Source organism: Trinickia sp. (assembly GCF_036503415.1).
Lineage (GTDB): Bacteria > Pseudomonadota > Gammaproteobacteria > Burkholderiales > Burkholderiaceae > Trinickia.
The window spans coordinates 18,833-45,600 of the sequence record NZ_DASXWY010000163.1; the positions used below are offsets into that span (position 1 = coordinate 18,833).

Below are 26,768 nucleotides of genomic sequence, written 5' to 3' on the forward strand. Positions count from 1 at the left end.
TAATGAAAAAGACCATTCTTGCGGCGTTCGTCGCGGCACTATCGATTCCCGCATTTGCGCAGAGCACTGTCACGCTTTACGGTCTGATCGATGAAGGTTTCGACTTCACGAACAATGTGAAGGGCAGCAAAGTGTACGAACTGCAGAGCGGCTATGCGCAAGGCAGCCGCTGGGGCCTGAAAGGCACCGAAGACCTCGGCGGCGGGCTGAAAGCGGTCTTCCAGCTGGAGAACGGCTTCAACGTGAATAACGGGCGGCTCGGGCAGGGTGGTCTCATGTTCGGCCGGCAAGCCTATGTCGGTCTCGCGGACAGCCGGCTGGGCACTGTCACGCTGGGCCGGCAGTACGACTCGCTCGTCGACTATCTGGCGCAGACCACGGCAAACGGCAACTGGGCCGGCTATCTGTTCGCGCATCCGTACGACAACGACAACACCGACAACACGTTCCGTGTGAACAACACGGTCAAGTACGCGAGCCCGAACCTTTCGGGCTTCCAGTTCGGAGGCACCTATAGCTTCAGCAACGACACGAACTTCGCGAACAACCGTCAGTACAGCTTCGGCGCGCAATATGCAAACGCCGGACTGCTCGTGGCCCTGGCCTACTTGCAGGCCAACAATCCGTCGTCGAGCGCCGGCGGAGCAATCAACAACGGCGGCGACGAGAACTTCCTCGCCACGCGCCTGCGCGTCTTCGGTGCCGGTGTGAATTACGCATTCGGCCCGGCTACGGTCGGCTTTGCCTACACGAACACCGACGTCGTGCAGCCGACGAGCTCCGGCTACGTGGGAGCCATCACGCCGACGGCGGGCACGCTCTCGAACCTGCGCTTCCAGAACTTCGAGGTGAACGGCAAGTACCAGTTCACGCCGGCGTTGTTCGTCGGTGGGATGTACACCTACACGCGCGCGAGCTTCAACGCGACGACCGGAAAGGAGCATCCAACCTATCACCAGATCGGCTTGATGGCGGACTACAACCTGTCGAAGCGCACGGACGTCTATGTGCAGGGTGCCTATCAGCACGTGGCCGGCGACAAGACCGGGACGGTGCTCGATGTCGCCTACGTGCCCGGCGCGGCCGATGTTTCGTCGAATCGCAACCAATTCGTCACGCGCGTTGCCATCCGCCACAAATTCTGAGCGCCGCTGTTTGAACGAGAGTGTTTCGGCGCCTCGACAGGGGCGTCTCTCCGCGCTTTACGCCGCCTTGCCAGCGGCGTTTTTTTTGCCCGCGGACATCGGGCGTACGCACGCAAGCCGCCCCGCCGCTCAGTGATTTCCCTGAGGCGATCAGGCAAACGTTGACAGTCGCGATTTTGGTCCCCTACTATTGCATACATTGATGCACGCAATGAAGAGCACAAGTATGTGCTCCAAATGCCATCGATGCAGTGCGTGCCCCGCTGGCGGCGACCTAACGGATTCGCCTATCAAGCGCTTCGATGGAGAGACTCCTCATGTCGGTACCTGAATCCGTGGTTATCCCCGCGCATGTTCAAGCGGCAAGCCGCGCCGGCTCGTCCGCAGCCGAGTTTGTTCGGTTTCACGAGGTCTATAAGTCGTACGGCCCGAATCTTGTCGTCATGGACAAAATCGACCTCGAGATGCGCGCCGATGATCGGCTCGTCATCATCGGCCCAAGCGGGAGCGGAAAAAGTTCGCTGCTGCGCGTGATGATGGGGCTGGAAGGGATGCAGGGCGGCCGGATCGATTTCCAGGGCCGACCGTACATCCATGGAGCCGATTCGGGGCGCGCGAAACGCATCGACGGGAAGCTGCAAAAGCAGATCGGCATGGTGTTTCAGCACTACACGCTGTTCCCGCATTTATCGGTGCTCGGCAATCTGGTTCTCGCTCCGGTCAAAGCGGGGGGCCTTTCGAAGACCGAGGCGACCGAACGCGCACGCACCTATCTGGCCCGTCTCGGGCTCGAGAGCAAGCTGCACGCGTATCCGAGCCAGTTATCGGGAGGACAGAAGCAGCGCGTCGCCATCGCCCGCGCGCTGATGCTCGAACCGAAGTTGATGCTGTTCGACGAAGTGACGTCCGCGCTCGATCCCGAAATGGTGATCGAAGTGCAGAACGTAATGCTGCAACTGGCCGACCAGAAGATGGCGATGATCATCGTGACCCACGACATGCACTTCGCTCGCGATATCGCGACGCGCGTCGTGTTTTGCGCGGGCGGCAAGATCGTCGAGCAAGGGGCGCCCGCGGAAATGTTCAAGTGTCCGAAGGAAGCGCGCACGCGCGAGTTCCTCGAAAAAGTCCTGCATCTCGATTGAGGTCGAAGCCATGAACTATCACTTCGATTTCGGCTTTCTGGCCGGGAGCTTCGGCAAGCTGCTGGAAGGTTTGAGGGTCACGCTCGAGCTTGCCATCGCGGCCAACGTCATGGGGGTGGTGCTCGGCTTCCTGCTGTGTCTCGTCGTCATGAGCCGCTGGTCGTTCGTGCGCTGGCCCGCTCAGCTCTTCATCGAATTTTTCCGCTGCACACCGGCGCTGCTGCAAATCGTCTGGTTCTTCTACTGCATTCCGATGATCGTCGATGTCTTCATCGATCCGATCACGATGGGCGTGCTCGCGCTCGGTCTCAATCTCACCGCGTTCAATGCCGAGGCATATCGCGCGGGCATTCAGTCGGTTCCGAAGGAGCATCTCGACGCTTGCGTCGCACTCGGGCTGAAACCGTGGCAGCGCACTGTTTATGTCGTGCTGCCGCAGGCACTGCGCAGTGCGATGCCGGTGCTGATGACCAATGGAATCGGCACGCTCCAGCAAAGCGCGCTCGTTGCAATCGTTGCGGTGGCGGATCTGATGTACGTCGCGAAAAGCCTCGCGACCGAAGCGTACCGGCCGCTCGAGACCTACTCGGTCGTGGCGTTGATCTATTTTGCCCTTTCCTTGCCGGTGGCGCGGCTCGTGCACATGATCGAGCGTCGGCAGGACGCAGCGATCCAGCGTTGAGGAGCGGAATATGCATCTCGATTTCTCGCTCGTTCCGCCGTATTGGGCGGTGTTGCTGAAGGGCCTCGGGTTGACGCTCGCATTCACGAGCGCGTGCGCGATCGTCGGCAGTCTCGGCGGCTTCGTGCTGAGCCTGCTGCGGATGTCGCCTTCTCGCTGGATGAAGGCCGTGACGACGTTCTATGTCGAGTTCTTCCGCGGCACGCCGCTGCTGATTCAGCTGTTCTGGGTGTTTTTCTGTTTCCCCGTCGTTTTCCGGCTGCCGATTCCGCCGTATCTGTCGGTGCTGATCTCGCTGACACTCTATATGGTTGCGATCACGAGCGAGACGTTTCGCGGCGCGCTGAAGTCGATCTCGTCCGAGCAGCACGATGCCTGCATTGCATTGAGTCTCACGCCGCACGTGAAGATTCTCTATGTGATTTTTCCGCAGGCGCTGCTGCGCGCAATTCCGCCGCTGCTATCGAATGTCGTGAGCCTGTTCAAGGAAAGCGCGCTCATTTCGTCGGTCGGCATTGCGGATCTCATGTTCGTCGGCCAGAACATCTCGAACAGCACGGCGCACCCGGTCGAATTTCTGACGACCGTCGCGCTCGTCTACTTCGTCGTGGCATTCCCGCTGACGCGTCTCGTCGGCGTCGTGGAATCGCGCTTGCTCAGGCGCTTCGCCTATTAATTCCTCTCGTTATCCGGAGAAACTCGCATGCAACTGAAAGGCATCCTTCCCGCTCTTGTCACACCGTTCAATGCAGCGGGCGCGGTCGATCACCAAACGCTCGCCGATATCCTCGAGTTTCAGCTCGCGGTCGGCGTCAAGGGTTTCGTTCCGCTCGGGTCGACGGGAGAGTATTACGCGCTCACGAACGAAGAGCGTCGAGCCGTCCTGAAGACGGTGCGTGAAGTCGTAGGTAATCGCGGCACGCTGATCGCCGGTGCAAACGGCTCGTCGACGCGCGAAGTCATCGAGCAGGTCATGCAGACGCGCGATGCGGGCTATACCAACATATTGATCGCGCCGCCGTACTACGCGCTGCCCTCGCAAGACGAGCTGATCGGCCACTATCAGGCGATTCTCGATACAGCGACGGACATCAACGTGATTCTGTACAACTACCCGGTTCGGACCAACGTCGAAGTGGGTTTTGGTGTGCTCGAGGCGTTCAAGGATCACCCGCGCGTGATCGGCATCAAGGAAAGCAGCGGTAACTTGCTGCGCGCCATCCAGATCGGCACCCAGTACAAGGACGACTATCAGCTGTCGTGCGGCTCCGACGATCAGGCTCTGGACTTTTTTCTGTGGGGTGCGAGCAGCTGGATCTGCGGACCGGCAAACTGTTTTGCGAAGCAAGTCGTCGACTTCTACGACAAGTTCACGGCCGGCGATATTCGCGGCGCGCAGGCGGTCATGTGCTCGCTGTTCCCGGTGATGGCCAGCATGGAAGCCGGCAAGTTCATTCAGAAGGTCAAGTACGGCTGCGAGCTGGCAGGCTTCAAGGTCGGCAACGCGCGTATGCCGTTGCAGCCGCTCACCGATGAGGAGAAGGGCGAATTTCGCGCAGTGTTCGAGGCGTCGCGGGCGTGATCGAGCGGCAGCGCGGGCGATGGCATCGGTGCAGCCTTATGCGCATGATCTTTCCTTGCAGGAGTTCGTCAATTGAACGCCATTCCTCGTGATCGCGCTGATTCCTCCCGGGCAGCGGTCAAGCCGGGCGCCGCCGTCGTGATCGGCGGCGGGATAGTAGGCGTATGTTGCGCGCTGTACCTGCAGCGCAACGGGCATGCCGTCACGTTGATCGATCCGGCTGCACCCGGCGACAGCACTGCGAAGTGGAGCTGCGGTCAAATGGCGGTGAGTGAAGTGATTCCGCTATCCAAACCCGGCATCCTGATGAAGGTGCCGGGCTGGTTGATGGATCAGGAGGGACCGCTGGCATTGCGGCCGCGCGCGTTGCCTGGCATTTTGCCGTGGTTCTTGCGATTCGTCCTGTGCGCGCGCCATTCGAAGATCGTCGATATCGCGAAGGCGATGGCGACACTCACACACGACGTCTACGCGGACTTCGCTCCGCTCATCGATGCCTGCGAAGACAAGACGCTGATGGGCGAACAGCCGATCATCGAAGTATTCGATACGCCGGCGGGCCTCGAGCACGAGCGGCCGCATCTGGAGCTGCGCGCCTCGCTCGGCTTCGCATCCCAGCGGCTGAACGCAGCGGAGATCGGCGATCTCGAACCGGCGCTGGCTGGCCGCTTCTCTCATGGCATCCTGTTTCCCGATTGGCGCGCGGTGAGCGATACCGAAGGCTTTATCGCCGCGCTGACCGCCAGTTTCGTCGCACAGGGCGGACGCCGCGTTCGCACGGAAGCGACGCGTATCGATGAGTCGTCCGGGCATGCGACCGGCGTCACGCTTGCCAACGGCGAACGCGTTGCGGCCAGTCACGTCGTCGTTGCGGCCGGGACCGGCTCCCGCCGTTTCTTCGATGCGCTGGGCGTGCGTGTGCCGCTGGAAGGCATCGCCGGATATCAGGCGTTGCTACCAGAGCCGGGCGTCGATATTCGCCATTCCGTCATTTATGCGGACGGCGGCTTCTGTTTCAGCCCGATGACGCGAGGCTTGCAGATTGGAGGCACGATCGAGTTCGCCGGCCGCAACGCGAAGCCGAACTTCAAGCGGGCCGAGATCATCCTCGCAAAGGCTCGGCGGGTCCTGCCAGAACTGCGTACGGACAGGCTCGAATACGGTGTCGGCTATCGCCCGTTCCTGCCGGATACGAAGCCCGTCATCGATGGATCGCGCCGCCTGCCGAATGTCTTCATGGCATTTGGGCATGGGCAGCTCGGTTTGACGCTCGGTGCGACTACGGGGCGGCTGATTGCCGATCTGGTTGCAGGCCGCCCCACCAAACAGGACCTGGCGCCGTTCAGCGCCTATCGGTTCGCTTGAAAAGAGACATTCATGAAATCGTACGACCGACTATTCATCGACGGCGAATGGGTAAAGCCTGTCGAGGGCGGCACATTCCAAACCGTCAATCCGAGCGACGAGACCGTTCTCGCCGATGTGGCGGCCGCGACGGCCGAGGATGTCGACCTCGCGGTGGGCGCCGCGCGCGAGGCTTTCGACGAAGGTCCCTGGCCGCGCATGAGCGGAGCCGAGCGCGGCGCGATATTGAGGAAAATCGCGGCAGGAATCCGCGAGCGCCTGGACGAGCTGGCGCAAATCGAAGTCCGGGACAACGGCAAACCGTTACCCGAAGCGCTGTGGGATCTCGGCGATGCGGCCGGCTGCTTCGAGTTCTATGCCGGTCTGGCGGAAACGCTCGATGCCAATGCCGAAAAGCCGGTCGCGCTCGCCGACGGTCGTTTCAGCTCGATCGCGCGAAAGGAGCCGATTGGTGTGGCCGGCGCAATCATCCCGTGGAATTTCCCGATGCTGATGGCCGCCTGGAAGGTTGCGCCCGCTCTTGCGGCGGGGTGCACGATGGTGCTCAAGCCGTCGGAGCTCACACCGCTGACGGCACTCGAATTGGCGGGCATCGCGTCGAAGGCAGGGCTGCCGCGCGGCGTGCTGAATGTCGTGACCGGGCTCGGGCAAGATGCGGGCGCGCCGCTCGCTGAACATCCGGGCGTCGACAAGCTCGCGTTCACAGGCAGCGTGCCGACAGGCAGCCGCATCATGCAGTCCGCGGCGCGCGACATCAAGAACGTGAGCCTCGAGTTGGGCGGCAAGTCGCCGTTCATCGTATTCGACGATAGCGATATCGAAGCCGCCGTCGAGTGGATCATGTTCGGCATTTTCTGGAATCAGGGCGAAGTTTGCTCGGCTACGTCACGCGTGCTCGTGCAACGCAAGCTCTACGCGCCGTTGCTCGAACGCCTGACCGAGCAAGCCCGAAAGATCACCATTGGCGATGGCCTTCAGCAAGACGTGCTGCTCGGGCCGCTCGTCTCCCGGGGGCAATACGATAAGGTGCGCGAGGCAATCTCGCGCGGCGAAGCCGAAGGCGCGCGGCGCCTGACGGGCGGCGAACGCCCGGCGCACCTGGCCAAAGGCTACTTCATCGAGCCCGTGGTGTTGGCCGATGTGCCCGAGGACAGCTGGATCTGGCGCGAAGAAATCTTCGGTCCTGTCGTCTGCGTGCGGCCGTTCGACGATGAAGCCGAGGCCGTCCGGAGTGCGAACGATTCCCGCTTTGGCCTCGCGGCGGCGGTCATGTCGAGCGATCTCGCGCGCTGCGAGCGCGTCGCACGCCTCATGCGTGCCGGTATCGTCTGGATCAACTGCTCGCAGCCCACGTTCACCGAGGCACCGTGGGGCGGCTACAAGCAAAGCGGCATAGGCCGCGAACTGGGCGAGTGGGGCTTGAACAACTACCTCGAAATCAAGCAGATTACGCGTTATGAAAGCGACCAGCCATGGGGTTGGTACATCAAGTCCGAACGGAGCGAATGATGAATTGGGAACGCTCGCTGGATCTGCTCGAGGTGCATTGCCAGGGCGAGATCGGCAAAGTCATCGTCGGCGGCGCACCCGAGATTCCGGGCGCGACCCTGCTGGACAAGATGAATCACATCAACACGGTCGACGACAGCCTGCGCCGCTTCGTCACGTTCGAGCCGCGCGCGAACGCCGCGATGTCCGTCAATCTGCTCGTCGCGCCGACCCGTCCGGACGCCGACGCCGGCTTCATCGTATTGCAGGCCGACCGTGCGCATCCGATGTCGGGCAGCAACTGCATCTGCGTCGTCACGGCGCTGCTCGAAAGCGGACGCGTGCCGATGCAGGAGCCGGAGGCGGTGGTCCGGCTCGATACGCCGGCGGGCCTCATCGTCGCGCGGGCGGCTTGCCGTAATGGTCGGTGCCTTTCGGTCAGCCTCGACAACGTGCCGTGCTTCGCCGAGTTACTGGACCGGCCGATCGAGACGCCACGCTGGGGGCGTATCGAAGTCGATGTCGCGTTCGGTGGCGTCTATTACGCGCTGGTCGATGCGCAGCAGATCGGGCTCGATATCGTGCCAGGCAACGCGCGCGCCCTGGCCGAGGCAGGCATCGAACTGAAAGCGCTGCTTGCGGGCCAGATCGAGGTGCGGCACCCGACACTGACGGGCGTCGACGAAATCGCCTACGTCATGTTTCGCGGCCGCGAGCCTGATGGTGCCGTGCGCACCTGTACGACGCTCAAGCCGGGCCGCGTCGATCGTTCGCCATGCGGTACCGGCAGCTCGGCGAACCTCGCGACATTGTTCGCGCGTGGGGCTATCGCGGTCGGAGACCGCCGTACGTCGCGCTCGATCATCGGCGGCGAGTTTGTCGCGGAAGCGATCGGCGAAACCGAAGTGGGCGGTCGCCGCGCGATATTGCCGCGTATCACGGGACGGGCATTCGTCTATGGCCGGGAACAGCTCCGGTGGTCCGACGATGACCCGTTTCCGGATGGATTCGCGCTGTCCGACACCTGGGGGCCGCAGGTTCATTTGCTGGCGTAAGGGCGAACGCGATGGCTATCGACGGCGCATCGCGGCTACATCGGACCCGGCTCCGAGTCACTGTCGAGTTTGTGCAGTGCTACACTGAAACGCATGCTGGATCAGCGGATCGATGATGGAGAGACGGGTGTGACGAGCAAAGCGACGAAGGAAGCGGAAGGTGGCGTGCGCCGGCACGGCGGGCGGTACGTCTATGAAGAACTGCGCAAGCAGATTCTGACGCTCAAGCTCAAGCCGGGCGCCCAGCTGGATGAGATCTCTCTGGCCGAGCAGTTCGGCTTGTCGCGCTCGCCCGTGCGCGATGCGCTGGCCCGATTGATCAGCGAAGGGCTCGTCACGATTTTGCCGAACCGAACGACGCTCGTGACGCCGTTCGAAATCGAGGAGTTTCCGAAGTACATTTCGGCGTTGGATCTCATGCAGCGGGCCGTGACTCGATTGGCCGCGACGCAGCGGACCGAAGCGGATCTCGGCAAAATCCGCAAGGCTGACGATGTCTACATGGAAGCGGTCGAAAGCGGTGATTTCCAGGCGATGTCGGAGACGAACAAAGCGTTTCATATGGCTATCGCGCACGCGGCAAACAATCCGTATTTTGTCGGCTACTACGAACGGCTACTCGGCGAAGGACAGCGGCTGCTGCATTTGCATTTCGATTTCACGGTCAACTCGCCCACGGCCTCGAAGCTCGATCGGGACCATAACGAGATGATCGAGGCCATCGCGAGGCGCGACGCGGACGCTGCCGAAAAAGCCGCGCACGAGCACACGATGTTGTTTCAGAAGCGGTTCCTCGACTATATGCGGCAGAACATGACCGAATCGATGGCCATCGTGTAGCGATTCAACGAATCGGCCTTGGCGGGAGGCATCGTCCGCTTTCGGTCCCCGAACGCTATGCCGCAAGCCCACGGATGAATTCCCACAGCTCGGGCACATCGGATGTCGCCGCATTGAATCTGAACCAGGCCGATTCGGCCTCGGCCGGGCGGAAATACGATCCGGGTGCGAGCCAGATTCCCTTGGTCAGCGCTTCGGTCGCAACGGCCAAACTCTCGTCGGGCCGGATGGGCAGCTTCGCCCACAGGAAAAGCCCGGCGTTGGGGGTATGAAAGATTTCGAGCCCTGAGCTCAGCATCGATTCGGCCACGCTCGCATGCGCATTGAACAGCCGCTCGCGTATATGAGCCGTGTGACGATCGTAGTGTCCTTCGATCAGCACATTGGCCACCATTCTTTCCGTGACTTCGGAAGACGTCAGCCCCACGACCATCTTGGTCAGTGCGAGCTTTGAAATGAGCTCGCGGTTGGCGGCGATGTAGCCGACGCGCGCAGCCGGCGTAATCGTCTTCGAGAATCCCGACAGATAGATCACGCGTCGCAATCCTTCCATCGCGGCGAGACACGGCGCGCCGGGCGGCGCGAGTTCGCGCGAGATGTCGTCTTCGACGACCCATAAACCTTCGCGATCGGCGATCTGCAGCAAGCGGAACGCGGATGCCGCGCTGAGCGACGTGCCCGATGGGTTTTGCAGCGCCGTGTTGACGAATATGCCTTTGGGGCGATGCTCGCGGATAACGGTTTCGAGTTCTTCCGTATCGATGCCTTCCGCCGTGCGGGTCACGCTGACCACATTGATGAACGCGACCTTCAGGATCTGCAGCAAATTGCAGTAGCAAGGATCCTCGACGACGACGGTATCGCCCGGCTGCAGCAACGTCCGTACGATCAGGTCCAGCCCCTGCGTGACGCCTTGTGTCAGCAGGACGTCCGCAGTGCCGACGGACAGCGAATAGCGGCGCAACGATCCGCTGATGTATTCGCGAAGGGCGCCCAGACCATAAGGATGCCCGTAACCGCCGATGCGCGCGCCCGGCGTGCGGCTCACCACACGCAGCGCATGCTGCAGACCGCTCTCGTTGACCCAATCGTTCGGTATCCAGCCGCTTCCGGCCTTGATCGGTATCGATTGGTCGGCGAAGACATCAGAGAGCAACCAGGCTCCGTTCAGGCTCGGCGCGTGCCATGCCGGAGCGGCGGGCATCTGACCCACCGGGGTTGCGACGCGGTAGCCCGCGCCTGCGCGCGCCACGATCAAACCGAGCGAGACGAGCCGCTGATACGCTTCGGATACCGTATAGGTGCTGAGGTTGTACGACTTGGCGAGCGCGCGTACCGACGGCAGCGCAGTGCCCGCGGGGTAGGTGGCGTTCTTGAGTTCCTGCCTGACCGACGAAACGATCTGCTCGACCAGCGTACCTTCGTCTTTCCGGGACCGGGACAAATTCAGCTTGAACATTTCAATACAGTCGGGAAGAAAAAACCAGTACGGTCTGAGTATTCGTTTTTTGCTGTCCAGTGATTGTAGCCTGCACAGTCGCTAAAGTCGGTCGCACATCGATGGAGACATAGAATGAGCGCAACGGAAAACCCGAATCTTTCCAATTTCTGGATGCCCTTTACGGCAAATCGCCAATTCAAGACCGCGCCGCGTCTGTTCAAGGCCGCCAAGGGCATGTACTACACGACGGTCGACGATCGCTCCGTGCTCGACGCAACGGCGGGGCTGTGGTGCGTGAATGCGGGGCACGGTCGCGCCGAAATCACCGAAGCGGTCTCCCGGCAGTTGGCGACGATGGACTACGCGCCGACGTTCCAAATGGGGCACCCGCTGGCCTTCGAAGCGGCATCGAAAGTGGCCGACTTCATGCCGGCCGGCCTGGACCGGATTTTCTTCACCAATTCGGGTTCCGAATCGGTCGATACGGCCCTGAAAATCGCGCTCGCCTATCACCGTGCGCGCGGCGAAGGTCAGCGCACCCGCTTCATCGGGCGCGAACGCGGTTATCACGGCGTCGGCTTCGGCGGCATTTCGGTTGGAGGTATCGCGCCGAACCGCAAGGCGTTCTCCGGCAATCTGATGCCGCATGTCGATCATTTGCCGCACACGCTCAATATCGCCGAATGCGCCTTCACCCGCGGCCAGCCGACCTGGGGTGCGCATCTCGCCGACGAACTGGAGCGGCTCGTTACGCTGCACGATGCCTCGACGATTGCGGCTGTCATCGTGGAGCCGCTCGCCGGATCGACCGGCGTGCTGGTGCCGCCCAAAGGCTACCTGCAACGGCTGCGCGACATTTGTACCAAGTACGGCATCCTGCTCATCTTCGACGAGGTCATCACGGGCTTCGGCCGTCTTGGCGCGCCAACCGCGAGCGAATACTTCGGCGTGACACCAGATCTGCTGACGATGGCCAAGGCGATCAACAACGCGGCGATCCCGATGGGTGCCGTTGCGGCGAGCCGTGCCGTTCACGACGCGGTGATCAATGCCGGGGCCGCCAATGCGATCGAGTTTTTCCACGGCTACACCTACTCGGCCCATCCCTCGGCGGCGGCCGCCGCGATCGCCACGCTGGACATTTACAAGCGTGAGCGGCTCTTCGAGCGCGCGAAGGAATTGTCGGGCGCATTCGAGGATGCGGTTCACGAATTGCGCAACTCGCCGCACGTCAAGGACATCCGCAACCTTGGCCTGGTCGCCGGAATCGAACTCGAATCGCGGGCGGATGCGCCAGGGGCGCGCGCTTACGACGTTTTCGTGAAGTGCTTCGAAGCCGGCGTGCTCGTCCGTTATACAGGCGATATCCTGGCTTTCTCGCCGCCGTTGATCGTCGACGAGCGGCAGATCGACCAGATCTTTTCGACGGTTGGTGACGCGCTGCGCCAGGTCGGCTGATCGAAAATGGGCCGCCGTGCGCGGCCCGTATCGTCGCTACCTTTCCCGGGACCAGGCAACGCCGGCTGCGCGCAGCGATGCGGCAGCCGCTTGGGCCCGGGCGATGTTCTTGTTGTACGACAGCAGGTTGCGCGGGTCGAATTCGGACTTGAGCGCGCACAGGCGTTGCCATTTCTCGGGAGAGCCGTAGAGGTTGCGTAACCATTCGGCGCCACGGTCGGTCGACAAATTGACGTACCCGGTTCGCAGCGAATACGGGTTCAGTGCGTTCATCACACCGTCCACCCAACCCTCGTACTGCGCGTCTTCATCGGGCGTGTCCCATTGCCCTAGCACTTCCCAGAGCCAATAGGCACCTTCGCGCGAGTACGCCATCGCATCCTCGCCAACGTCGAAGTTCGCGCCACCCAGACAAGGAAAAGCAATCGCGACGCTCGGGCCGGGCCCGGTCGGTGCCGGCGCGCGCGATACGAGATCGACGGCAGTCTGGGCGATCTCGGGGGTGATCGCCGCCAGGTATCCGCCGCGGCTATGCTGGCGGCGGCCCGGCGGTGCCAACACATCGAGGAGCGAATTCGCTTCCAGCCACGACGATGGGCGAACCATGTCGGCAAGCGGGCGTGCCAACGGCCGCACTCCTGTGAGCGCTTCTTCATACTTCGCCGATTCGCCTGTGTAGACCACGATCAGCACGAAGATCGGTACCCCGATCATATGCGGAGGCAGCCCGGGTAGCGGTGGCGCCGGCAGAATCACGGGGTACAGCGTAAGCTCGCGCGGGGCGGCGAGCATGACTTCGTCGATTCGGCCGAGGATGGGCACCGCAGCCTCGATGGGATAGACGATCAGCCCGCTCGCGATCTCGGGTCCTACCTTGTGCGCCCGATAGGTGAACGACGTGGCGATTGCGAGATTGTGCCCGGCGCCGCGCAGTCCCCAGAACAGTTCCGGGTTTTCTTTCGCCGACGCGCTCAGCCTGCGGCCGTCGACGGTCACGACATCGACCGAGAGAAGATTGTCGACTGTCATGCCGAATCGCCGCGTCAGGTAGCCGATACCTCCGCCCAGTGTCAGACCGGCCGCGCCGGTGGTCGAAACGGTACCAGAGGGCACGACGTACCCGTGTCGTTGCGTCGCCGCGTCCATCTCGCCGAGCAGCACTCCCGCTTCGATCGTCGTGACGCCGGTCTGTGGATCGACCTCGATGTGCTTCATCAACGACATATCGATGACAAATGCATCGTGCGGCATCGCGTGCCCGTCGATCGCATGCCCGCCGCTGCGAATGGCGATCGGTTCGCCGCGCCCGGCGCAGTACTCGACCGCCATCACGATGTCCTCGATATCGCGGCAGCGCGCGATCAGCGCAGGCTGACGCGTCGCATATCGAGCGTTGGGTAGCGCCCGGGCCTCGGCATATCCCGGGTCGCCCGGACGCAAGACCACACCTTTGAAGCCCGCGGGAGGGAAGTCTGAAAACGTCTTCGAAGACATGGGTCGAGTCATTGAACGATCCGAGCGGGCAGCGATTTGATCAGGGCGGTCTCCGAACCGGCAAATTCGTGCTTGACCGCATCGGGTGCTATGAGCTCGATGTCCGGCAGCCTCCGCAACAGCGCACCTAGCGCCACGTTCATCTCCATGCGAGCCATCGGCTGACCCATGCAGGCGTGTATCCCGAAACCGAAGGTCAGCAATCGGTTACTGCCGAGGTCGCGATCGAGATCGAATGTATCGGGGTCCCGGAACACCTTCGGATCGCGATTGGCGGCCGCCCACATCAGTTGCACCGAGCTGCCGGCCGGGATATCGACGCCACCTACCGTCACATCTCGGGTAGTCATCCGATAGATGCCGAAAAAAGGTGTATGCAGCCGCATCGATTCCTCAACCGCGAATGGGATCAGGAAGGGATCTTCGATCAACCGCCTTCGTATGGCAGGGGAGCGCAGCACTTCCCATAAAAGGCTTGTCAGCCCACTGACCGTTGTGCCGTGGCCCGCGTTCAGAAGACTGTTCATCGTCGCGCCCACTTCCATCGCGGTCAGCGGCCGGTCGCCCAGCCGCGCATGCGCCAGCTTGGTCAGGAAGTCATCCCGCGGTTCCTGGAGCCGCGCATGAACCTCTTCGAGACCAAACTCGGCAAACGCCTGGAAGGCCGCGGCTGCTCTATGAGGGTCTCCAGAAGCAGCATGCAGTTCGACCGTATAGCGTCGGACTTCGCTGCGCTTGGTCTTGTCGAAGCCGATCAGATGACACAGCGCGAGCAACGGAACCTGCTCCGCGAAATCCGCTTGCAGATCGAATGTCCCGCGCCGAGCGACGTCGTCGAGTAGTTCTTCCACGTCCTCCCGTACAGCCGCTTCGTGAAGCGTTGCCGTATCGGGGTTCAATACCTCCGCAAATAATTTGCGCCACGACGCATGTTCGGGCGGATCGTATTCGATCGGCGGAAATCTTGGCCGCTCGGCCAGCGGGCGCAGCACCTGTGGGCCGGAACGGTAGGTTTCCCAATCGATGTGCGCTGCCTTGACGTCGGCGTGGTCGAGAAACACATAGTGGCCCCCTTGCGTGTCGCTCCAGAACACGGAGCGCCCGGACGCCCGGGCTTCACGAAATAATGCCAATGCTTCGTCGGGCGTCGTTTCATAGGTGCTGAAGCCCGCGAGGCGCTGATCGAGGCTGTATGACGATGTCTGCGCCATGAAATCGCTCCTGTCCAGTCGACTAGCACTGTATCTCTATGGTCGGGAATTGCACGCGCGCGCAATCGTAGCTTGCGGCTCGCCACGGAGATTCACCTACGGCTTTGATTCGTTCGCAGTCCTAACCCTCGAAGCATACTGAGCACGCGTGAATTCCCGGACGGTGGCAAGTGTGCGTGACGAAATGCAGGCGGCTCGAACGCTCCTCGAAGCGCTGGGCACAAATCGATCGCCGGTCAGTGTATGGACCGGGCAAGCCGAAGCGTGGGTTCGGGAATGGGCCGTCGCATTCGGGCTCACGCGCTCGAAAGTTGCCCGGGACCGGTTCCGCAAGACCGCTGCCGGTGCCCTGGCAGGCCGCGTTTATTCCACTGCCATCGATCAGGATCGGCTTCAGACGGCAACCGCCTGGATTGGCTGGCTCTTTCTGATCGACGATCAACTGGATGAGGGCGAAACAGGAAGAGAGCTGCAACTCGTCAGAGACCGCTTGCGGCCCTTCATCGCGATGGCGGGCGAAATGACGGGAAGGACAGCGGTGCGCCTCGAAGACGGCGCGCGGTCGGTGAGTCCGGCCCGAGAACCGTCGTCGTGCCTGCCCCTCGTTAGCGCCCTGCGGGACATCTGGTACCGGCTGGCTGGGCGCATGACGGAGCATTGGCGCGCTGTGTTCGCGCGGCATTATTTGGGCTACCTTTCCGGCTGCGAGTGGGAAGCGGCAAATCGAGGGCATGGCCGCATACCGCCGATCCACGAGTTCGTGCCGAACCGTCGTCACGCGGGCGCGATCTGGCCGTCGCTCGATCTGCTCGAATATGTGGCTGATGCGCCGCTGCCGGACGATGTTCGCAGCCATCCGCTGCTGCTCGAAGCTCGGACCGCATGTGCCGATGTCGTCTGCTGGAGCGACGATTTGCTCACCGTTGCCAAAGAGCGGGCGCATGGCGATGTGCACAATCTCGTCATCGTTCTCGAACACCAGACAGGATGCGATGAGCCAACGGCATTGCAGAAGGTGGTTGAGCGGATTGCATCGCGTATCGCCGATTTCGATGCGTCGCGCCAAAGAATATCCGCAACGGATCTCGGCGGTCATTCACGCGATGCCATCGACCGGTATATACAGGGATTGCATCACTGGATGCGAGGTCACCTGGATTGGGGCTTGCAAACGATACGATACGATGCCGATGCGACACTGGGGGGGCCCTATCTCGAAGATCTGCTGAGCGCGAGCGAGTAGGGTGGTGACCACGGGCGAGCGTGTCATCGTCGTGGGCGCCGGCGTAGCTGGCCTCGCCGCGGCCTACCGGTTGAACAAGGCAGGCCTTCGCGTGACGGTGCTCGAGCGCATGGGCGAGGTCGGTGGCCGCATGTCGACGCATCTTCGGGACGGCTACCGCATCGACCTCGGTGCGAGTCTTTTGCCGACGAGCTACCGGCACATGTTGGCGTTGATCGACGAAGCGGGTCTTGCCGATCAGATCGTGCCCACGTCGAGCCTTTTCGGTCTCGTGCGCGACGGCAACGTGCACCGCTTTCAGGCGGGCAATCTCAAGGATATGCTCGGAATTCCGCTTTCCGCGCGCAGCAAGGTGACGCTGTTGCGCGCGGTATGGGATTGCATACGGCTCGGAGACAAGCTCGACTGGTTCGATCTTTCGCGCGCACATGCCGCCGACCGTGAAAGCGCTCCCGAGTATGCAGTGCGGCGCCTCAATCTCGAGATTCGCGACTACCTCGTCGAACCGACCTGCGCGAGTATGACGCTCAATACGGCGGAGGACAATTCGGCGGCCAGCTTTCTGTTTTTCATTCGCCGCGTGCTCGCGACCCGGGGGCTCTTCAATTCTCCATCCGGCGTCGCCTTCTTGCCGAGAGGGCTGGCGCGCCATATCGATGATGTGCGGCTGGAAGCGACCGCGCTCGAGGTGGAGCGCACGCGAGCGGGGGTCACGGTCACGTGGCGCGATGCGCACGGGGAGCAGCACAGCACTGAGGCCGCCGCGTGCGTCATTGCATTGCCTGCGCTTCAGGCAGCGCAGCTTTATCGAAACTGGACGCTGGATCAGCGCGCGTTTCTCGAGAGCGTGCGCTATGGCAGATGCGTCAATGTCTCGTTCGCGCTATCGGTCCCGCCCGCTGAGCCGGCGTGTTTTCTGCTCGTACCCCGCGTCGAACAACCAGACCTCGGAGCGATCGTCCTCGAACACAACAAGGCACCGGGTCGAGCGCCCGCCGGCCGCGGCTTGGTCACGACGTACTGGCGGCAGACGTGGAGCGACCCGCGGGCCGATCTCGACGACGATGCGATCGGGAAAGCCGCGCTCGATACGCTCGCCGGCGCACTGCCGCATCTGCTGACAGACGTGCAATGGACGCATGTACAACGGTGGAGCCCATCGATCGCGGTGAATGCTCCCGGGCACCTGTCGGCGCTGCGGCGCTTCGTTCAATCGGTCGATGCGGGCTCGCCGGTGCAACTGGCCGGCGACTACTTTTCCGGTTCGACGACGAACTCGAGTCTTTGCTCAGGAGAGCGTGCTGCGGCGCGTGTGCTGGCTAGCCTCGCGAAGAGCGGCGCAGGCGCGTCGGCCATCCCACTCTGACCAACACGTCATCGGGTGCGTTCAGCGCGAACTCGTACATTCCCCACGGTTTGTCGCTCGGATCGCCGCTTCCGAGGATTTCGGCACCGAACACGGCGGCGAGTTCGTCTACATCCTCGCGGTAGAGGTAAAGCCCGAACGGATTGCGCCCCGGCAGGAGCCACCCTTCGACAGCCGGATTGAGGTGGACTCGCCCACCGAAACCGTCGGCGAGCATTCGATAGTCGCCGAGACTGCCTGCCTCGCGCTTGAAGCCCAGCCGTGCGAAAAACGCCTCGGTGCGGTCAAGATCGTTGCAGGGCAGTATGGCGGTAAGGGTCGGTTGCATGTCGTCAATCTCGCGTGAAGAGCGGGCAATAGCGCTGCATAAAGCAAAGGAACAAGAGCGGATCGAGCTTCCCGACCCATCGACCGGAGCTTGGGTCCGTGTACTCACTGCTACGCCGAAATCGGGCAACGCTGGTCACTGCTGTTGGGGGCCGCTTTCACGCTCCATATCCGCCGGTGCGGATGGCGCCGTTTGCGCTGGTTCCGACGCCGCACCACCCGCATCGGGCACAACAGGGAAGGGCGGCGCGGACGCTGCTTGCGACGTACTCGCCGGCGCCGGCACGGACGCAGCCGCAGCCGCAGCTGCAGCCGGCTGTGCCTGCGTCTCGATAGTATCCTGCACCGCTGCGCCGGCGGATTCGTTGACGTTCGTTGCGCCGCTCGCCTCTTCGGTTGCACTGGCGGACGGCGGCCGCGGAGCCGGGGGAGTCCGAACCGCGCCGGTCGCGGCTCGTTGCGGCGCTGCGCCGCCGAAGAGCGCCTCGCGCCATCCTTGCAGCCGTTCGCTCAAGCGCGAGCGGAATTGTTCGAACGCGGAAGGCTCCGCTACCGTATCGAATCGCACGCGCGCATCGACGATTCGCGCACGCAACGCCCGCTGAAAGAACTCCCCGACGATCGGTAATGCCGTATGCGCGCCTTGCGCCCAATAATCGCTGCGCAGCGTGACGCGCCCGTCGTCGAACCCTACCCACGCGCCTGCCACCAATTCCGGATGCATGAGAATGAACCATCCATCCGCGCCGTCTTGCGTCGTGCCCGTCTTGCCGGCAACGTCGGCGCGAATGCCAAAGCGGCTGCGAATCGATGAACCGGTGCCGTAGTTCACGACATCTCGCATTGCATCGACGAGCGTACGATCGACATCCGGGGCAAGCGCACGCTCGGCTTGTGCCGGAGCGAACTCGGCGAGCACGTTACCGTTCGCATCGTCGATTCGCGTGACCATCTGCGGTGCGCGGTACACGCCGTCGTCGGCGATGGTGCTATAGGCCGCAACCATTTCTTTCAGCGTCACGGGACTGGTGCCGAGTGCGAGCGAGGGCACCTCTTCGAGCGGACTCTCGCGCACACCCATCGCGCGGGCCAACCGGGCGACCTTGGCCGGGCCGATGCGTTCAATCACTTGCGCGGTGATCCGGTTGCGCGAAAGGGCGAGCGCGCGCCGGAGCGTGAACGCGTCCCCATTTGCGGGTGTTTCGTCGGAGGGGCGCCAGATTTCCCCGCCTTTGAGCGCGATTGCGACGGGTTGGTCGACGAGCTTGTCGTCGGCTTTCGCGCCGGCCGCAAAGGCGGCGCCATAGACGAACGGTTTGAATGTCGAGCCAGGTTGCCGCCGCGCTTGTTGAACGTGATCGAACGGCTCGCGCGCGAAGTCGCGGCTACCCACCCACGCGCGGATCTCGCCCGTGCGCGGGTCGATCGCGAGAAAACCCGCCTGGATGTCGGTCTTCGCAGTGCACAGCGCGCGCATGAAGGATGGATCGCGCGCCAGTTGCTTCACCGTATCCGACTCGCTTTGACCCGCCGCGCGGGCGGCGCGGTAGAGATCGGTCTCGCGCATGAACGCGACGAAAGTCGGATTGGCCGCGGAGCAACCTTCTCTTCCCGACCAGGCGCGGTTCGCTATGCTCTGCAACTGACTCGTCTGCCATGCGACGGCCTGCGTTGCCATCGTCTGCAGTCTCGCGTCGATCGTCGTATGCACGACGAGGCCATCGGCATAGATGTTGTAGTCGTTGCGATCGGCCCAAGCGATCAGCCATTTGCGCAACTGCTGCGCGAAATGAGGCGCGGGTCCGGGCGGCTCGGTCTGCCGCTCGAAATCGATGCCCAGCGGACGCGCTTGCAGCGACGCGTACTGGGCCGGCGTGAGCCGCCCGTATTTGACCATCTGGGCAAGCACCGTGTTGCGTCGCTGCAGCGCTCGCGCGGGGTTGAGCCTCGGGTTGTAATAGGCATTGCCTTTGAGCATCCCGACGAGCGTCGCGGCCTGGCGCGCGTCGAGTTCCGCGGCCGACGTGTCGAAATACGTGCGCGCGGCCATTTCTATTCCGTACGCGTTATAGAGGAACGGCACCGTATTGAGGTAGGTCTCGAGAATCTCGTCCTTGCGGTAGACCGCCTCGATCTTCAGCGCGGTAATCGCTTCCTTGAGCTTGCGTGTGAGGGTCGGTGCACGTCCGATTTCATCGGGATAGAGGTTGCGGGCGAGCTGTTGCGTGATCGTGGAGCCGCCTTGGCGGTCACCCGAGAACGTATGGAGCGCCGCACCGATCGTGCGCCGCCAATCGATACCGTGATGCTGGTAGAAGCGATGGTCCTCGGTGGAGATCAGCGCATCGATGACGCGTGGCGAGATATCGGCCAGCTTGACCCATTCGCGGTTCGACGGCTTGAATTCGGCCAGCAGCTTTCCGTCCGACGAAAGAATCTGGGCGGGGCGATCGACGCGTGCCTTGCGGATATCGCCGATACCGGGAGTCAGAGGGATCAGCGCCAGGACGTAGAGCACAAACAGCACGGGGACCGCCGCGAGCGCGAGTGCGATGCCCCGCCGCGTGGGGCGCCGCAGGCGTGCGCGTCCGGCAAGCGCCAGTTTGCGCGCCGAGAGAAGCAATTGCTGGACGGGCTCGATCATCTATCGGTACGAGGCAAAACGAGAATGAAAGCCGCGATCGTACCAAAAGAGGAGCAGGGCATCGCCGCCCGGTTAGTGACCGAGGGTGGACATCGCACGCCGCAAACTGTTTCGGGCGCGGTGCAGGATTGCCTTGACGGTGGCTGGCGGCCTATCGATGATGTCGGCGATTTCCGTCATGGAGTGGCCGAGCACGTAGGCGAGCGACATGACCAGGCGCTGTTCGTCCGGCAGCAGATTGAGTGCTTTGGAAATGAGATCGCTCGATTCGTAGTCGTGCCAGTAGTGCATGAGTGCGTACGAATCGTCGAGCGGTACGAGCAGCCGCGTGTGACGCTCGCGGCGCAAAGCGCTCAGCGCGCAACGGTACGCGATGCTCATGATCCAGGTCGACGCTGCACAGTCGTAGCGGAATTGCGCGGCCTTGTTCCAGACAACCATGAACGTGTCATTGATCACCTCTTCGATCAACTGCTCGTTCCAGCTCATGCGATTGAGAAAACGCGTCAAACGGCGGTGATAAGTCCTGTAAAGCTGCGCGAGCGCAGCCGCGTTGCGTTGCGCGATGCGCTCGACGACGGGCGCGTCGGGGTCGACCGCCGGCGCGGCCCCGTGTGCGCCGCCGAGTTCGGCGTTGATTTCGCGGGCGACCGATTGAAACTCGGCATGCGTATCGCGCAGGCCGCGCACATCGGCAATATCGTGCATGGCGCCGACGATACCGGCGATGCGGCCAGCGCTGTCGCGAATCGCACTTTTGAAAAAGCGGACCATGCAAATCTTGCCGCTGGCGTGCCGCACGCCGGTGGCATAGCTTTGGAGCCCACCCGAGGACACGAGGTCCAGATCGGCACGATGGTAGGTCAGTGCAAGCTCCGACGGCGCGACGTCATACACAGTCTTGCCCTGGATGGCCTCGCGTCCGAAGCCGAGAAAATTCTCGAATCGATCGTTGCAGCCGATGTAGATGCCATCGGCGTCCTTCATGAAGACGGGCGAACCCATGGCATTCGCATGAGCCTGTATTTGAGCGAGCCCGGCCTGCGTGCCGAGTGCGAGGCCAATCAAGCCTGCATGCCCTTTCGCGTCCCGAATGATGCCTTCGGGCTGTTCGATGTCCCGCTCCGTGACCGCATCGTTGGCGCCGTGCACGACGAGCGAAACGACACGCTCCGCCGTAAGTTGGCGCACGACGGGAATGAGATAGGGTTTCGGGCCGGTTTCGGCCCGCATCTTCGCCAATTCGTTTGCCGCATCCGCTTCGCGGCAGTCCAGGAAGACAACGGCAGGCTCGGTGTTGTCGAGCTCGCACGGCGACGAAAGCGCAACGGCTCCGTGCGCTTGAATGTTGGCGGGCGCGGCGTGTGCGCGCGGACTGAACCAGAACAGGTGGGGCTCGTCAGTACAACTCATCATGACTCGTTCTCGTTTTGCGATGCAATGGTTCAGGGTACTCAACAACTCAAAAGATGTAGGTCAGTGGATTGTTTGATATGCGGTTGACTGAATCGAATACGCGGACGGTGACCGCAATGCCCCTTTGGCGTTTCGCCGATGGGTTCGGTCAGGCCGGGAGCCATCGGGGCAGCGTCGTTAAACGATACGGCGCTTTGCGAGAAATAGTAAGAATTGGCGCCGTAGGGATTTCCGTATTGTTGCGTCATCCACCCTGAAACCGGGAAGATTCCCTCTATCGCTGTCAAATATTGAGACAAGGGGAAAATGTACCGATGCCCGGGTGGACGCTATGTGACGAATCGATGACACAGCTTGCGGCGAATGCAATATCGAACGCGCGCGTTCAGGCGTTCAGGCGTTCAGGCGTTCGCGCGCGGACCCGGCGGTTCGGCGGACCGAGGTCTCAAGACTGTCCGCTCGGCGATGCTCCGGTTCGGACATGCACGCGCCGGCCCGCGGCATAACCGAATCCCGCCGACACGGCGCAGACGGCGGCGCACAGGGATGCCAGACTGTAAAGCGAGCCGGTTGCATGCAGGAGCGAACCCGCGATGAAGGGGCCGCTCGACGCGATCAGATAGCCGATGCCTTGCGCCATACTCGAGAGCTGAGCGGCAACATGCGAATCGCCCGAGCGCAACCCGATGACCGTGAGGGCGAGTGTGAAGGCGCTACCCTGAGCGATGCCGAGCAACACTGCCCAGCCCCACATCGTCGAGATCGGCGCGAAGAAACACCCCACGAGGCTCAGCCCGGTCAGCAACAACGCGCCGACGTTCACCCAGCGCTGGTCAGGGAGACGCGCGATCAGAAATGGCAGCAGCAAAGAGGCCGCGGCCTGAGCCATCACGCTGAGCGAAAGCATGAGCCCCGCATCGACCGCACTCATGCCTCGCATGCGCAAAACGGTCGGAAGCCAGCCGAACACGATGTACGCCAATGACGATTGCGAGCCCATGAACAGCGTGACCTGCCAGGCGAGGGGGTCTCGCCATAAACCGCGCACGACCCGTGAAGTCCGTTCGATGCGCGTGCCGGCCGGAGGGAGTTGAGTGCTCCACATGAGTATCGCGAAAACAGCGGGCAGAGCCCACATCGCCAAGGCCCATGCCCACGCATTGCCGCTCGTGTTGCCGAATAGCTGCCCGATCGCGTTTGCCGCTGGCGCCGTGACTGCCGCGGCGGTCGCCGCGCCCGCGCACATTGCGGCACTGTAGAGACCGGTCATGAGCGCGACGTGATGCGGAAAGTCGCGCTTGACGACGCCGGGCAGCAGCACGTTCATCAAACCAATCGAAAAACAGGCCACCACCTGACCGAGATACAGAAGCTGCCAGGACGGTATGACCCGCAATGCCGTGCCCGCGGCAAGCAGCGTCAGCAGGAGAAGCAACGCCCGTTCGCTGCCCATACGACGAGACAGCATCGGCGCAATCGGCCCGAACAACCCGAAGCAGAGCGAGGGAAGGGTAGTCAGCAAACTCGCACCGGTGGTTGTCAGCCCGGTTGCGCGAACCGCTTCCAGCAGGATCGGGCCCACGCTCGTAATCGGCGTGCGAAGCGAGAAGGCGATCAAAGCGAGGCTCGCGGCCAACGCGATATTGCGAGTGCCGGCGCGGTTCCGATCTGTATCGGGGGTGTCGGTTGCTTTCATCTGGTTCCTGCGGTTCTAACAATTTTTGACAGATTTCTTCGTTTCAAGCCGCTACCCTACATCGCCCGACACAGCGAGGGCATAGCGGGGAGTGCCACCGTGACGACAAAAGGAGAATGTAAATGGCAGCACATGGAATTATCGTTTGGCTCGTGATCGGCGCCATCGCAGGCTGGCTGGCAGGCTTGATCGTGGGCGGCGGAGGCTTCGGGCTACTGGGCGATATCGTCGTCGGTATCATTGGCGCGTTCGCGGGCGGCTGGCTCGCGGGGGTGCTGGGTATTCACATTGGCGGCGGGTTCATCGCATCGATCATAACGGCGACGGCCGGCGCGGTGGTGCTTCTCGTCCTTTGGAAACTGATCCGTCGGGCGTAGATTCGGCCTCGACGGGCCCGTGACCGACGGCCGCAATTGTCGTGGCCGTCGGTGCGCGGATTGCCTGAATCCGCTACAGGCCGCCTATCGCAAGCGGGACGGCCTCACGCATCAGCGCGACGAACCGCAGCAACCGGGATGGATAAAACTGCGCGTGCGGATAGATGATGTAAACGGGCAGTGCCGCGGCCTGCCACTTTGGCGCGAGGTGGACGAGGCGCTGCGCGGCGAGATCGTCTGCAAGCAGCCAAGCCGAGCTCGCGCATGCACCGATGCCGAGCAGTGCCGCGCTGCGAAGCGCATACAAGTTGTCCGTGCTCATGCGCGGGTTGATCGAGATGCGGCGCTTCTCGCCCGTGTCTGCATGTGTCAGCGTCAACTCGGTTCGGTAATACGTCCGCAACGCGAGCCACGGTAGAGACATCAGTTGTTCCGGTTCTTCCGGCACCGCGCCATATTCGAGCAACGACGGCGAAGCCGCCACGATCCTCGAGACATTCGACAGCCGGACCGCCACCACGGCGGGGTCGCTGGGCTCGCCCACCTGGATCGCGCAATCGATGCCGTTGGCGATGAAATCCCGCACATCGTCGCGCAGCAACCACTCGACCGCTACGCGCGGGTGATCGCTCAAATACGTTGCCAGCGGTTCGACCAATCTGTGTTGACCGAATGCGTGCGGCACCGCCACTCGCAGCAATCCCTCGGGCTCCTCCTGCGCCCCGCGTACGTCGGCCTCGAACGATGCCCAACTCGCCAGCAACTGCTTGGCGCGCTTGAAGCACCGTTCGCCATCGACCGTCAGCCTCATCGCGTGCGTCGTGCGCTGCAGCAGTCTCACGCCGAGCGACCGTTCGAGTGCCTGCAAGCGGCGGCTGATCGTGGGCTGTGTCGTTCGCATTTGCGCCGCGGCAGCCGACAAGCTGCCGGCCTCGACTATACGCACGAACGTTTCCATGAGCTCGAAACGCTGGCTCGCACTGTCGGTGAAACCTTCCGGGGTGCGCGAGCGGGCGCCTGGGGCGGCGAAAGGGCGAGATTTTGTTGTCATACGCTCAGCGTATAACAAATCTGCATGCTGCGGTACTACCAGGGCGATGGCAGGAACGTCACACTCGCGTCCATTGATTCGACACCCGAATAAGGATCCGACGATGTCCACTTCACAGACCCTCGATGCAGCGTCCTCGGCTTTACCGCAGACCGCGCGGACACAAGCCTCGGCAGCTGCGCTCAGTCCTCGCCTGGTGTTGCTGCTCGCGGCCGCCGCCGGCCTTGGCGTTGCCACGCTTTATTACAGCCAGCCGATGCTCGGCATACTGGAGACTCATCTTGGCGCGTCCACACGCGTCGTTGGAATGGTGCCGATGCTGACCCAGCTCGGCTACGCGCTCGGCATCTTGCTGCTTGCGCCGCTCGGCGACCGGTTCGATCGGCGCCGCGTGATTCTCGTCAAGACCACTGCGCTCGTCGGCGCTTTGTTGCTCGCGGCGGTTTCCCCTTCGATCGGATACTTGCTGGCAGCCAGTTTCGCGATCGGGTTATCGGCGACGATGGTGCAGGACATCGTGCCTGCGGCAGCCACGCTCGCGCCCGACACGAGTCGCGGCAAGGTGGTCGGAACGGTGATGACGGGATTGTTGCTCGGCATTTTGCTGTCGCGCGTTGTGAGCGGTTTCGTCGCCGAGCATGCCAGCTGGCGGGCAATGTTCTTCGCTGCGGCGGCAAGCGTCGCAGCGATCGGCGCGGCTGCTTGGCGGGGACTGCCGTCGTTCAAGCCGACGACGCATCTGTCGTATCGCGCCTTGATCGGCTCGCTCGCACATCTGTGGTGGCATCATCGCGCGTTGCGTCGCGCCGCATTCGCGCAAGGGCTGCTTTCAGTGGGCTTCAGCGCGTTTTGGTCGACGCTGGCTGTCATGCTGCACGGCGCGCCGTTTCACCTCGGCAGCTCGGTGGCAGGCGCATTCGGTCTTGCCGGTGCGGCCGGCGCGTTGGCCGCGCCCATTGCCGGGCGCTTGGCCGATCGCCGCGGGCCGGAGATAGTCACGCGCATCGGTATTGCTATTGCGACGCTTTCGTTCGCGGCGATGGCAATCGGTCTGACGATGGCGCCTCATACGCACCTGGTCGTGCTTGCGCTCGCGACGGTCGGCTTCGATCTCGGTGTGCAGGCGACGTTGATCGCACATCAGACGATCGTCTACGGCATCGATCCTGCGTCGCGTAGCCGTTTGAATGCGGTGCTGTTCGTCGGAATGTTCATCGGCATGGCGGCGGGGGCGGGCATCGGTAGCTTGGCTCTGGCGCAATGGGGCTGGGCTGGCGTGATCGCGCTTGCGGTGGTGTCGTCGATGGCCGCGCTCGCGGTGCGGATGTGGCCGCGCTGAGCGGTAATAGGTGATCGGTGACCCGAGAAGGCCGTCATCCGGCGTTTCGGCATTCGCGAACGCCGGACATTGCCGCCAGTCGCGCACAGATAGCGGCGAAGTCGCTGTCCGCGGTGCGAGACAGTCCGATCTGCACGTCGTCGAGTTCGGGATCGTCTTCGGACTGCTGGACGATGAACTGCTTGACCCGGACGCTACCCGTACCGAGGGCCTCGTGAACACTATCGAGCGACACGCTGCCGCGCTCGACCAGCATGTGGATACTGCGCTGTTGCTTGACCGAAATAAAACGACGTTCGAGCGGTTTCACCCCGGCAAGAATGACCAGGATGATGATGGTGGCGCCGATAGCGGCAGTGTACATCCCACCACCGACCGCCAGGCCGACGCCTGCGACGGACCA

Annotated in this window: 22 protein-coding genes and 1 pseudogene; 14 read left to right on the top strand and 9 right to left on the bottom strand. The window is 62.7% G+C overall.

The features are described 5' to 3' along the window. The first annotated feature begins 2 nt into the window (after positions 1-2). From VGL01_RS20620 to VGL01_RS20660, 9 genes are all read left to right on the top strand, one after another. Positions 3-1,145, top strand: coding sequence for a porin (locus VGL01_RS20620; RefSeq protein ID WP_331572633.1), 1,143 nt, complete (start codon positions 3-5; stop codon positions 1,143-1,145). A 317-nt stretch (positions 1,146-1,462) separates the two neighbouring features. Then, on the top strand, positions 1,463-2,290 hold the full coding sequence (locus tag VGL01_RS20625) for an amino acid ABC transporter ATP-binding protein (RefSeq protein ID WP_331572635.1): 828 nt from the start codon (positions 1,463-1,465) through the stop codon (positions 2,288-2,290). A gap of 10 nt (positions 2,291-2,300) precedes the next feature. Continuing rightward, on the top strand, positions 2,301-2,972 hold the full coding sequence (locus tag VGL01_RS20630) for an amino acid ABC transporter permease (protein ID WP_331572637.1): 672 nt from the start codon (positions 2,301-2,303) through the stop codon (positions 2,970-2,972). 10 nt (positions 2,973-2,982) lie between these two features. Then, positions 2,983-3,648 carry an amino acid ABC transporter permease gene (locus VGL01_RS20635; protein ID WP_331572639.1) on the top strand — a complete coding sequence of 222 codons (666 nt, stop codon included), beginning with the start codon at positions 2,983-2,985 and terminating at the stop codon, positions 3,646-3,648. A gap of 27 nt (positions 3,649-3,675) precedes the next feature. After that, complete coding sequence (locus tag VGL01_RS20640; protein ID WP_331572641.1) at positions 3,676-4,554, top strand: dihydrodipicolinate synthase family protein; 879 nt, start codon at positions 3,676-3,678, stop codon at positions 4,552-4,554. 72 nt (positions 4,555-4,626) lie between these two features. After that, positions 4,627-5,919 (top strand): NAD(P)/FAD-dependent oxidoreductase, encoded by a 1,293-nt coding sequence (locus VGL01_RS20645; RefSeq protein ID WP_331572643.1) that lies wholly within the window; start codon positions 4,627-4,629, stop codon positions 5,917-5,919. 12 nt (positions 5,920-5,931) lie between these two features. Continuing rightward, entirely contained in the window at positions 5,932-7,428 is a 1,497-nt protein-coding gene (locus VGL01_RS20650; protein ID WP_331572645.1) for an aldehyde dehydrogenase family protein, read from the top strand. Next, positions 7,425-8,462 (top strand): proline racemase family protein, encoded by a 1,038-nt coding sequence (locus VGL01_RS20655; RefSeq protein WP_331572647.1) that lies wholly within the window; start codon positions 7,425-7,427, stop codon positions 8,460-8,462. Before VGL01_RS20650 ends, VGL01_RS20655 begins: the two co-directional genes overlap by 4 nt. Positions 8,463-8,591: 129 nt before the next feature. Next, a complete protein-coding gene (locus tag VGL01_RS20660) occupies positions 8,592-9,302 on the top strand; it encodes a GntR family transcriptional regulator (protein ID WP_331572649.1) in 711 nt (236 codons plus the stop codon). Between the two features lie 55 nt (positions 9,303-9,357). Here the strand turns inward: VGL01_RS20660 and VGL01_RS20665 are convergent, their stop codons facing one another. Continuing rightward, positions 9,358-10,761 (bottom strand): PLP-dependent aminotransferase family protein, encoded by a 1,404-nt coding sequence (locus VGL01_RS20665; protein WP_331572652.1) that lies wholly within the window; start codon positions 10,759-10,761, stop codon positions 9,358-9,360. Positions 10,762-10,875: 114 nt separating this feature from the next. Here VGL01_RS20665 and VGL01_RS20670 point away from each other — a divergent pair, with 114 nt between their 5' ends. Beyond that, entirely contained in the window at positions 10,876-12,201 is a 1,326-nt protein-coding gene (locus tag VGL01_RS20670) for an aspartate aminotransferase family protein (protein WP_331572654.1), read from the top strand. A 36-nt stretch (positions 12,202-12,237) separates the two neighbouring features. Here VGL01_RS20670 and VGL01_RS20675 read toward each other — a convergent pair whose 3' ends face one another. Both VGL01_RS20675 and VGL01_RS20680 read right to left on the bottom strand, forming a co-directional pair. Then, positions 12,238-13,695 carry an FAD-binding oxidoreductase gene (locus VGL01_RS20675; RefSeq protein ID WP_331572656.1) on the bottom strand — a complete coding sequence of 486 codons (1,458 nt, stop codon included), beginning with the start codon at positions 13,693-13,695 and terminating at the stop codon, positions 12,238-12,240. A gap of 8 nt (positions 13,696-13,703) precedes the next feature. Beyond that, the gene (locus VGL01_RS20680; protein ID WP_331572658.1) at positions 13,704-14,906 is read right to left on the bottom strand and encodes a cytochrome P450; all 1,203 of its coding nucleotides are present in this window, start codon (positions 14,904-14,906) and stop codon (positions 13,704-13,706) included. Positions 14,907-15,054: 148 nt separating this feature from the next. Between VGL01_RS20680 and VGL01_RS20685 the strand changes: the two genes are divergently transcribed. Beyond that, a complete protein-coding gene (locus VGL01_RS20685; RefSeq protein WP_331572660.1) occupies positions 15,055-16,149 on the top strand; it encodes a terpene synthase family protein in 1,095 nt (364 codons plus the stop codon). Positions 16,150-16,153: 4 nt separating this feature from the next. Then, the gene (locus VGL01_RS20690; RefSeq protein ID WP_331572662.1) at positions 16,154-17,515 is read left to right on the top strand and encodes an NAD(P)/FAD-dependent oxidoreductase; all 1,362 of its coding nucleotides are present in this window, start codon (positions 16,154-16,156) and stop codon (positions 17,513-17,515) included. Here the strand turns inward: VGL01_RS20690 and VGL01_RS20695 are convergent. The 4 genes from VGL01_RS20695 to VGL01_RS20710 form a co-directional block, all read right to left on the bottom strand. Then, positions 17,469-17,843 (bottom strand): hypothetical protein, encoded by a 375-nt coding sequence (locus tag VGL01_RS20695; RefSeq protein WP_331572664.1) that lies wholly within the window; start codon positions 17,841-17,843, stop codon positions 17,469-17,471. The genes VGL01_RS20690 and VGL01_RS20695 overlap by 47 nt on opposite strands. Before the next feature lie 135 nt (positions 17,844-17,978). Continuing rightward, a complete protein-coding gene (locus tag VGL01_RS20700; RefSeq protein ID WP_331572666.1) occupies positions 17,979-20,486 on the bottom strand; it encodes a penicillin-binding protein 1A in 2,508 nt (835 codons plus the stop codon). A 72-nt stretch (positions 20,487-20,558) separates the two neighbouring features. Then, the gene (locus VGL01_RS20705; protein WP_331572668.1) at positions 20,559-21,902 is read right to left on the bottom strand and encodes an RNA polymerase sigma factor; all 1,344 of its coding nucleotides are present in this window, start codon (positions 21,900-21,902) and stop codon (positions 20,559-20,561) included. Positions 21,903-22,347: 445 nt separating this feature from the next. After that, on the bottom strand, positions 22,348-23,598 hold the full coding sequence (locus VGL01_RS20710; RefSeq protein WP_331572672.1) for an MFS transporter: 1,251 nt from the start codon (positions 23,596-23,598) through the stop codon (positions 22,348-22,350). A gap of 122 nt (positions 23,599-23,720) precedes the next feature. On the opposite strand from VGL01_RS20710, the gene VGL01_RS20715 reads away from it, so the two are divergent. Next, positions 23,721-23,975, top strand: a complete 255-nt coding sequence (locus VGL01_RS20715; RefSeq protein ID WP_173255638.1) for a GlsB/YeaQ/YmgE family stress response membrane protein — start codon at positions 23,721-23,723, stop codon at positions 23,973-23,975. A gap of 73 nt (positions 23,976-24,048) precedes the next feature. On the opposite strand, the gene VGL01_RS20720 is transcribed toward VGL01_RS20715, so the two are convergent. Next, positions 24,049-25,026, bottom strand: coding sequence for a LysR family transcriptional regulator (locus VGL01_RS20720; protein ID WP_414720314.1), 978 nt, complete (start codon positions 25,024-25,026; stop codon positions 24,049-24,051). Positions 25,027-25,129: 103 nt separating this feature from the next. On the opposite strand from VGL01_RS20720, the gene VGL01_RS20725 reads away from it, so the two are divergent. Next, positions 25,130-26,365: an MFS transporter gene (locus VGL01_RS20725; RefSeq protein ID WP_331572674.1), complete on the top strand. Its 1,236-nt coding sequence runs from the start codon at positions 25,130-25,132 to the stop codon at positions 26,363-26,365. A gap of 34 nt (positions 26,366-26,399) precedes the next feature. Here the strand turns inward: VGL01_RS20725 and VGL01_RS20730 are convergent. After that, positions 26,400-26,768: pseudogene (locus VGL01_RS20730) on the bottom strand (MgtC/SapB family protein); the annotation flags it as partial.

Excerpts from the sequence above, each read along its gene's own strand:
- VGL01_RS20620 (WP_331572633.1), top strand. The coding sequence starts at position 3 with ATGAAAAAGACCATTCTTGCGGCGTTCGTCGCGGCACTATCGATTCCC.
- VGL01_RS20625 (WP_331572635.1), top strand. The coding sequence starts at position 1,463 with ATGTCGGTACCTGAATCCGTGGTTATCCCCGCGCATGTTCAAGCGGCA.
- VGL01_RS20630 (WP_331572637.1), top strand. The coding sequence starts at position 2,301 with ATGAACTATCACTTCGATTTCGGCTTTCTGGCCGGGAGCTTCGGCAAG.
- VGL01_RS20635 (WP_331572639.1), top strand. The coding sequence starts at position 2,983 with ATGCATCTCGATTTCTCGCTCGTTCCGCCGTATTGGGCGGTGTTGCTG.
- VGL01_RS20640 (WP_331572641.1), top strand. The coding sequence starts at position 3,676 with ATGCAACTGAAAGGCATCCTTCCCGCTCTTGTCACACCGTTCAATGCA.
- VGL01_RS20650 (WP_331572645.1), top strand. The coding sequence starts at position 5,932 with ATGAAATCGTACGACCGACTATTCATCGACGGCGAATGGGTAAAGCCT.
- VGL01_RS20655 (WP_331572647.1), top strand. The coding sequence starts at position 7,425 with ATGATGAATTGGGAACGCTCGCTGGATCTGCTCGAGGTGCATTGCCAG.
- VGL01_RS20665 (WP_331572652.1), bottom strand. The coding sequence starts at position 10,761 with ATGTTCAAGCTGAATTTGTCCCGGTCCCGGAAAGACGAAGGTACGCTG.
- VGL01_RS20670 (WP_331572654.1), top strand. The coding sequence starts at position 10,876 with ATGAGCGCAACGGAAAACCCGAATCTTTCCAATTTCTGGATGCCCTTT.
- VGL01_RS20675 (WP_331572656.1), bottom strand. The coding sequence starts at position 13,695 with ATGTCTTCGAAGACGTTTTCAGACTTCCCTCCCGCGGGCTTCAAAGGT.
- VGL01_RS20680 (WP_331572658.1), bottom strand. The coding sequence starts at position 14,906 with ATGGCGCAGACATCGTCATACAGCCTCGATCAGCGCCTCGCGGGCTTC.
- VGL01_RS20695 (WP_331572664.1), bottom strand. The coding sequence starts at position 17,843 with ATGCAACCGACCCTTACCGCCATACTGCCCTGCAACGATCTTGACCGC.
- VGL01_RS20700 (WP_331572666.1), bottom strand. The coding sequence starts at position 20,486 with ATGATCGAGCCCGTCCAGCAATTGCTTCTCTCGGCGCGCAAACTGGCG.
- VGL01_RS20705 (WP_331572668.1), bottom strand. The coding sequence starts at position 21,902 with ATGATGAGTTGTACTGACGAGCCCCACCTGTTCTGGTTCAGTCCGCGC.
- VGL01_RS20710 (WP_331572672.1), bottom strand. The coding sequence starts at position 23,598 with ATGAAAGCAACCGACACCCCCGATACAGATCGGAACCGCGCCGGCACT.
- VGL01_RS20715 (WP_173255638.1), top strand. The coding sequence starts at position 23,721 with ATGGCAGCACATGGAATTATCGTTTGGCTCGTGATCGGCGCCATCGCA.
- VGL01_RS20720 (WP_414720314.1), bottom strand. The coding sequence starts at position 25,026 with ATGACAACAAAATCTCGCCCTTTCGCCGCCCCAGGCGCCCGCTCGCGC.
- VGL01_RS20725 (WP_331572674.1), top strand. The coding sequence starts at position 25,130 with ATGTCCACTTCACAGACCCTCGATGCAGCGTCCTCGGCTTTACCGCAG.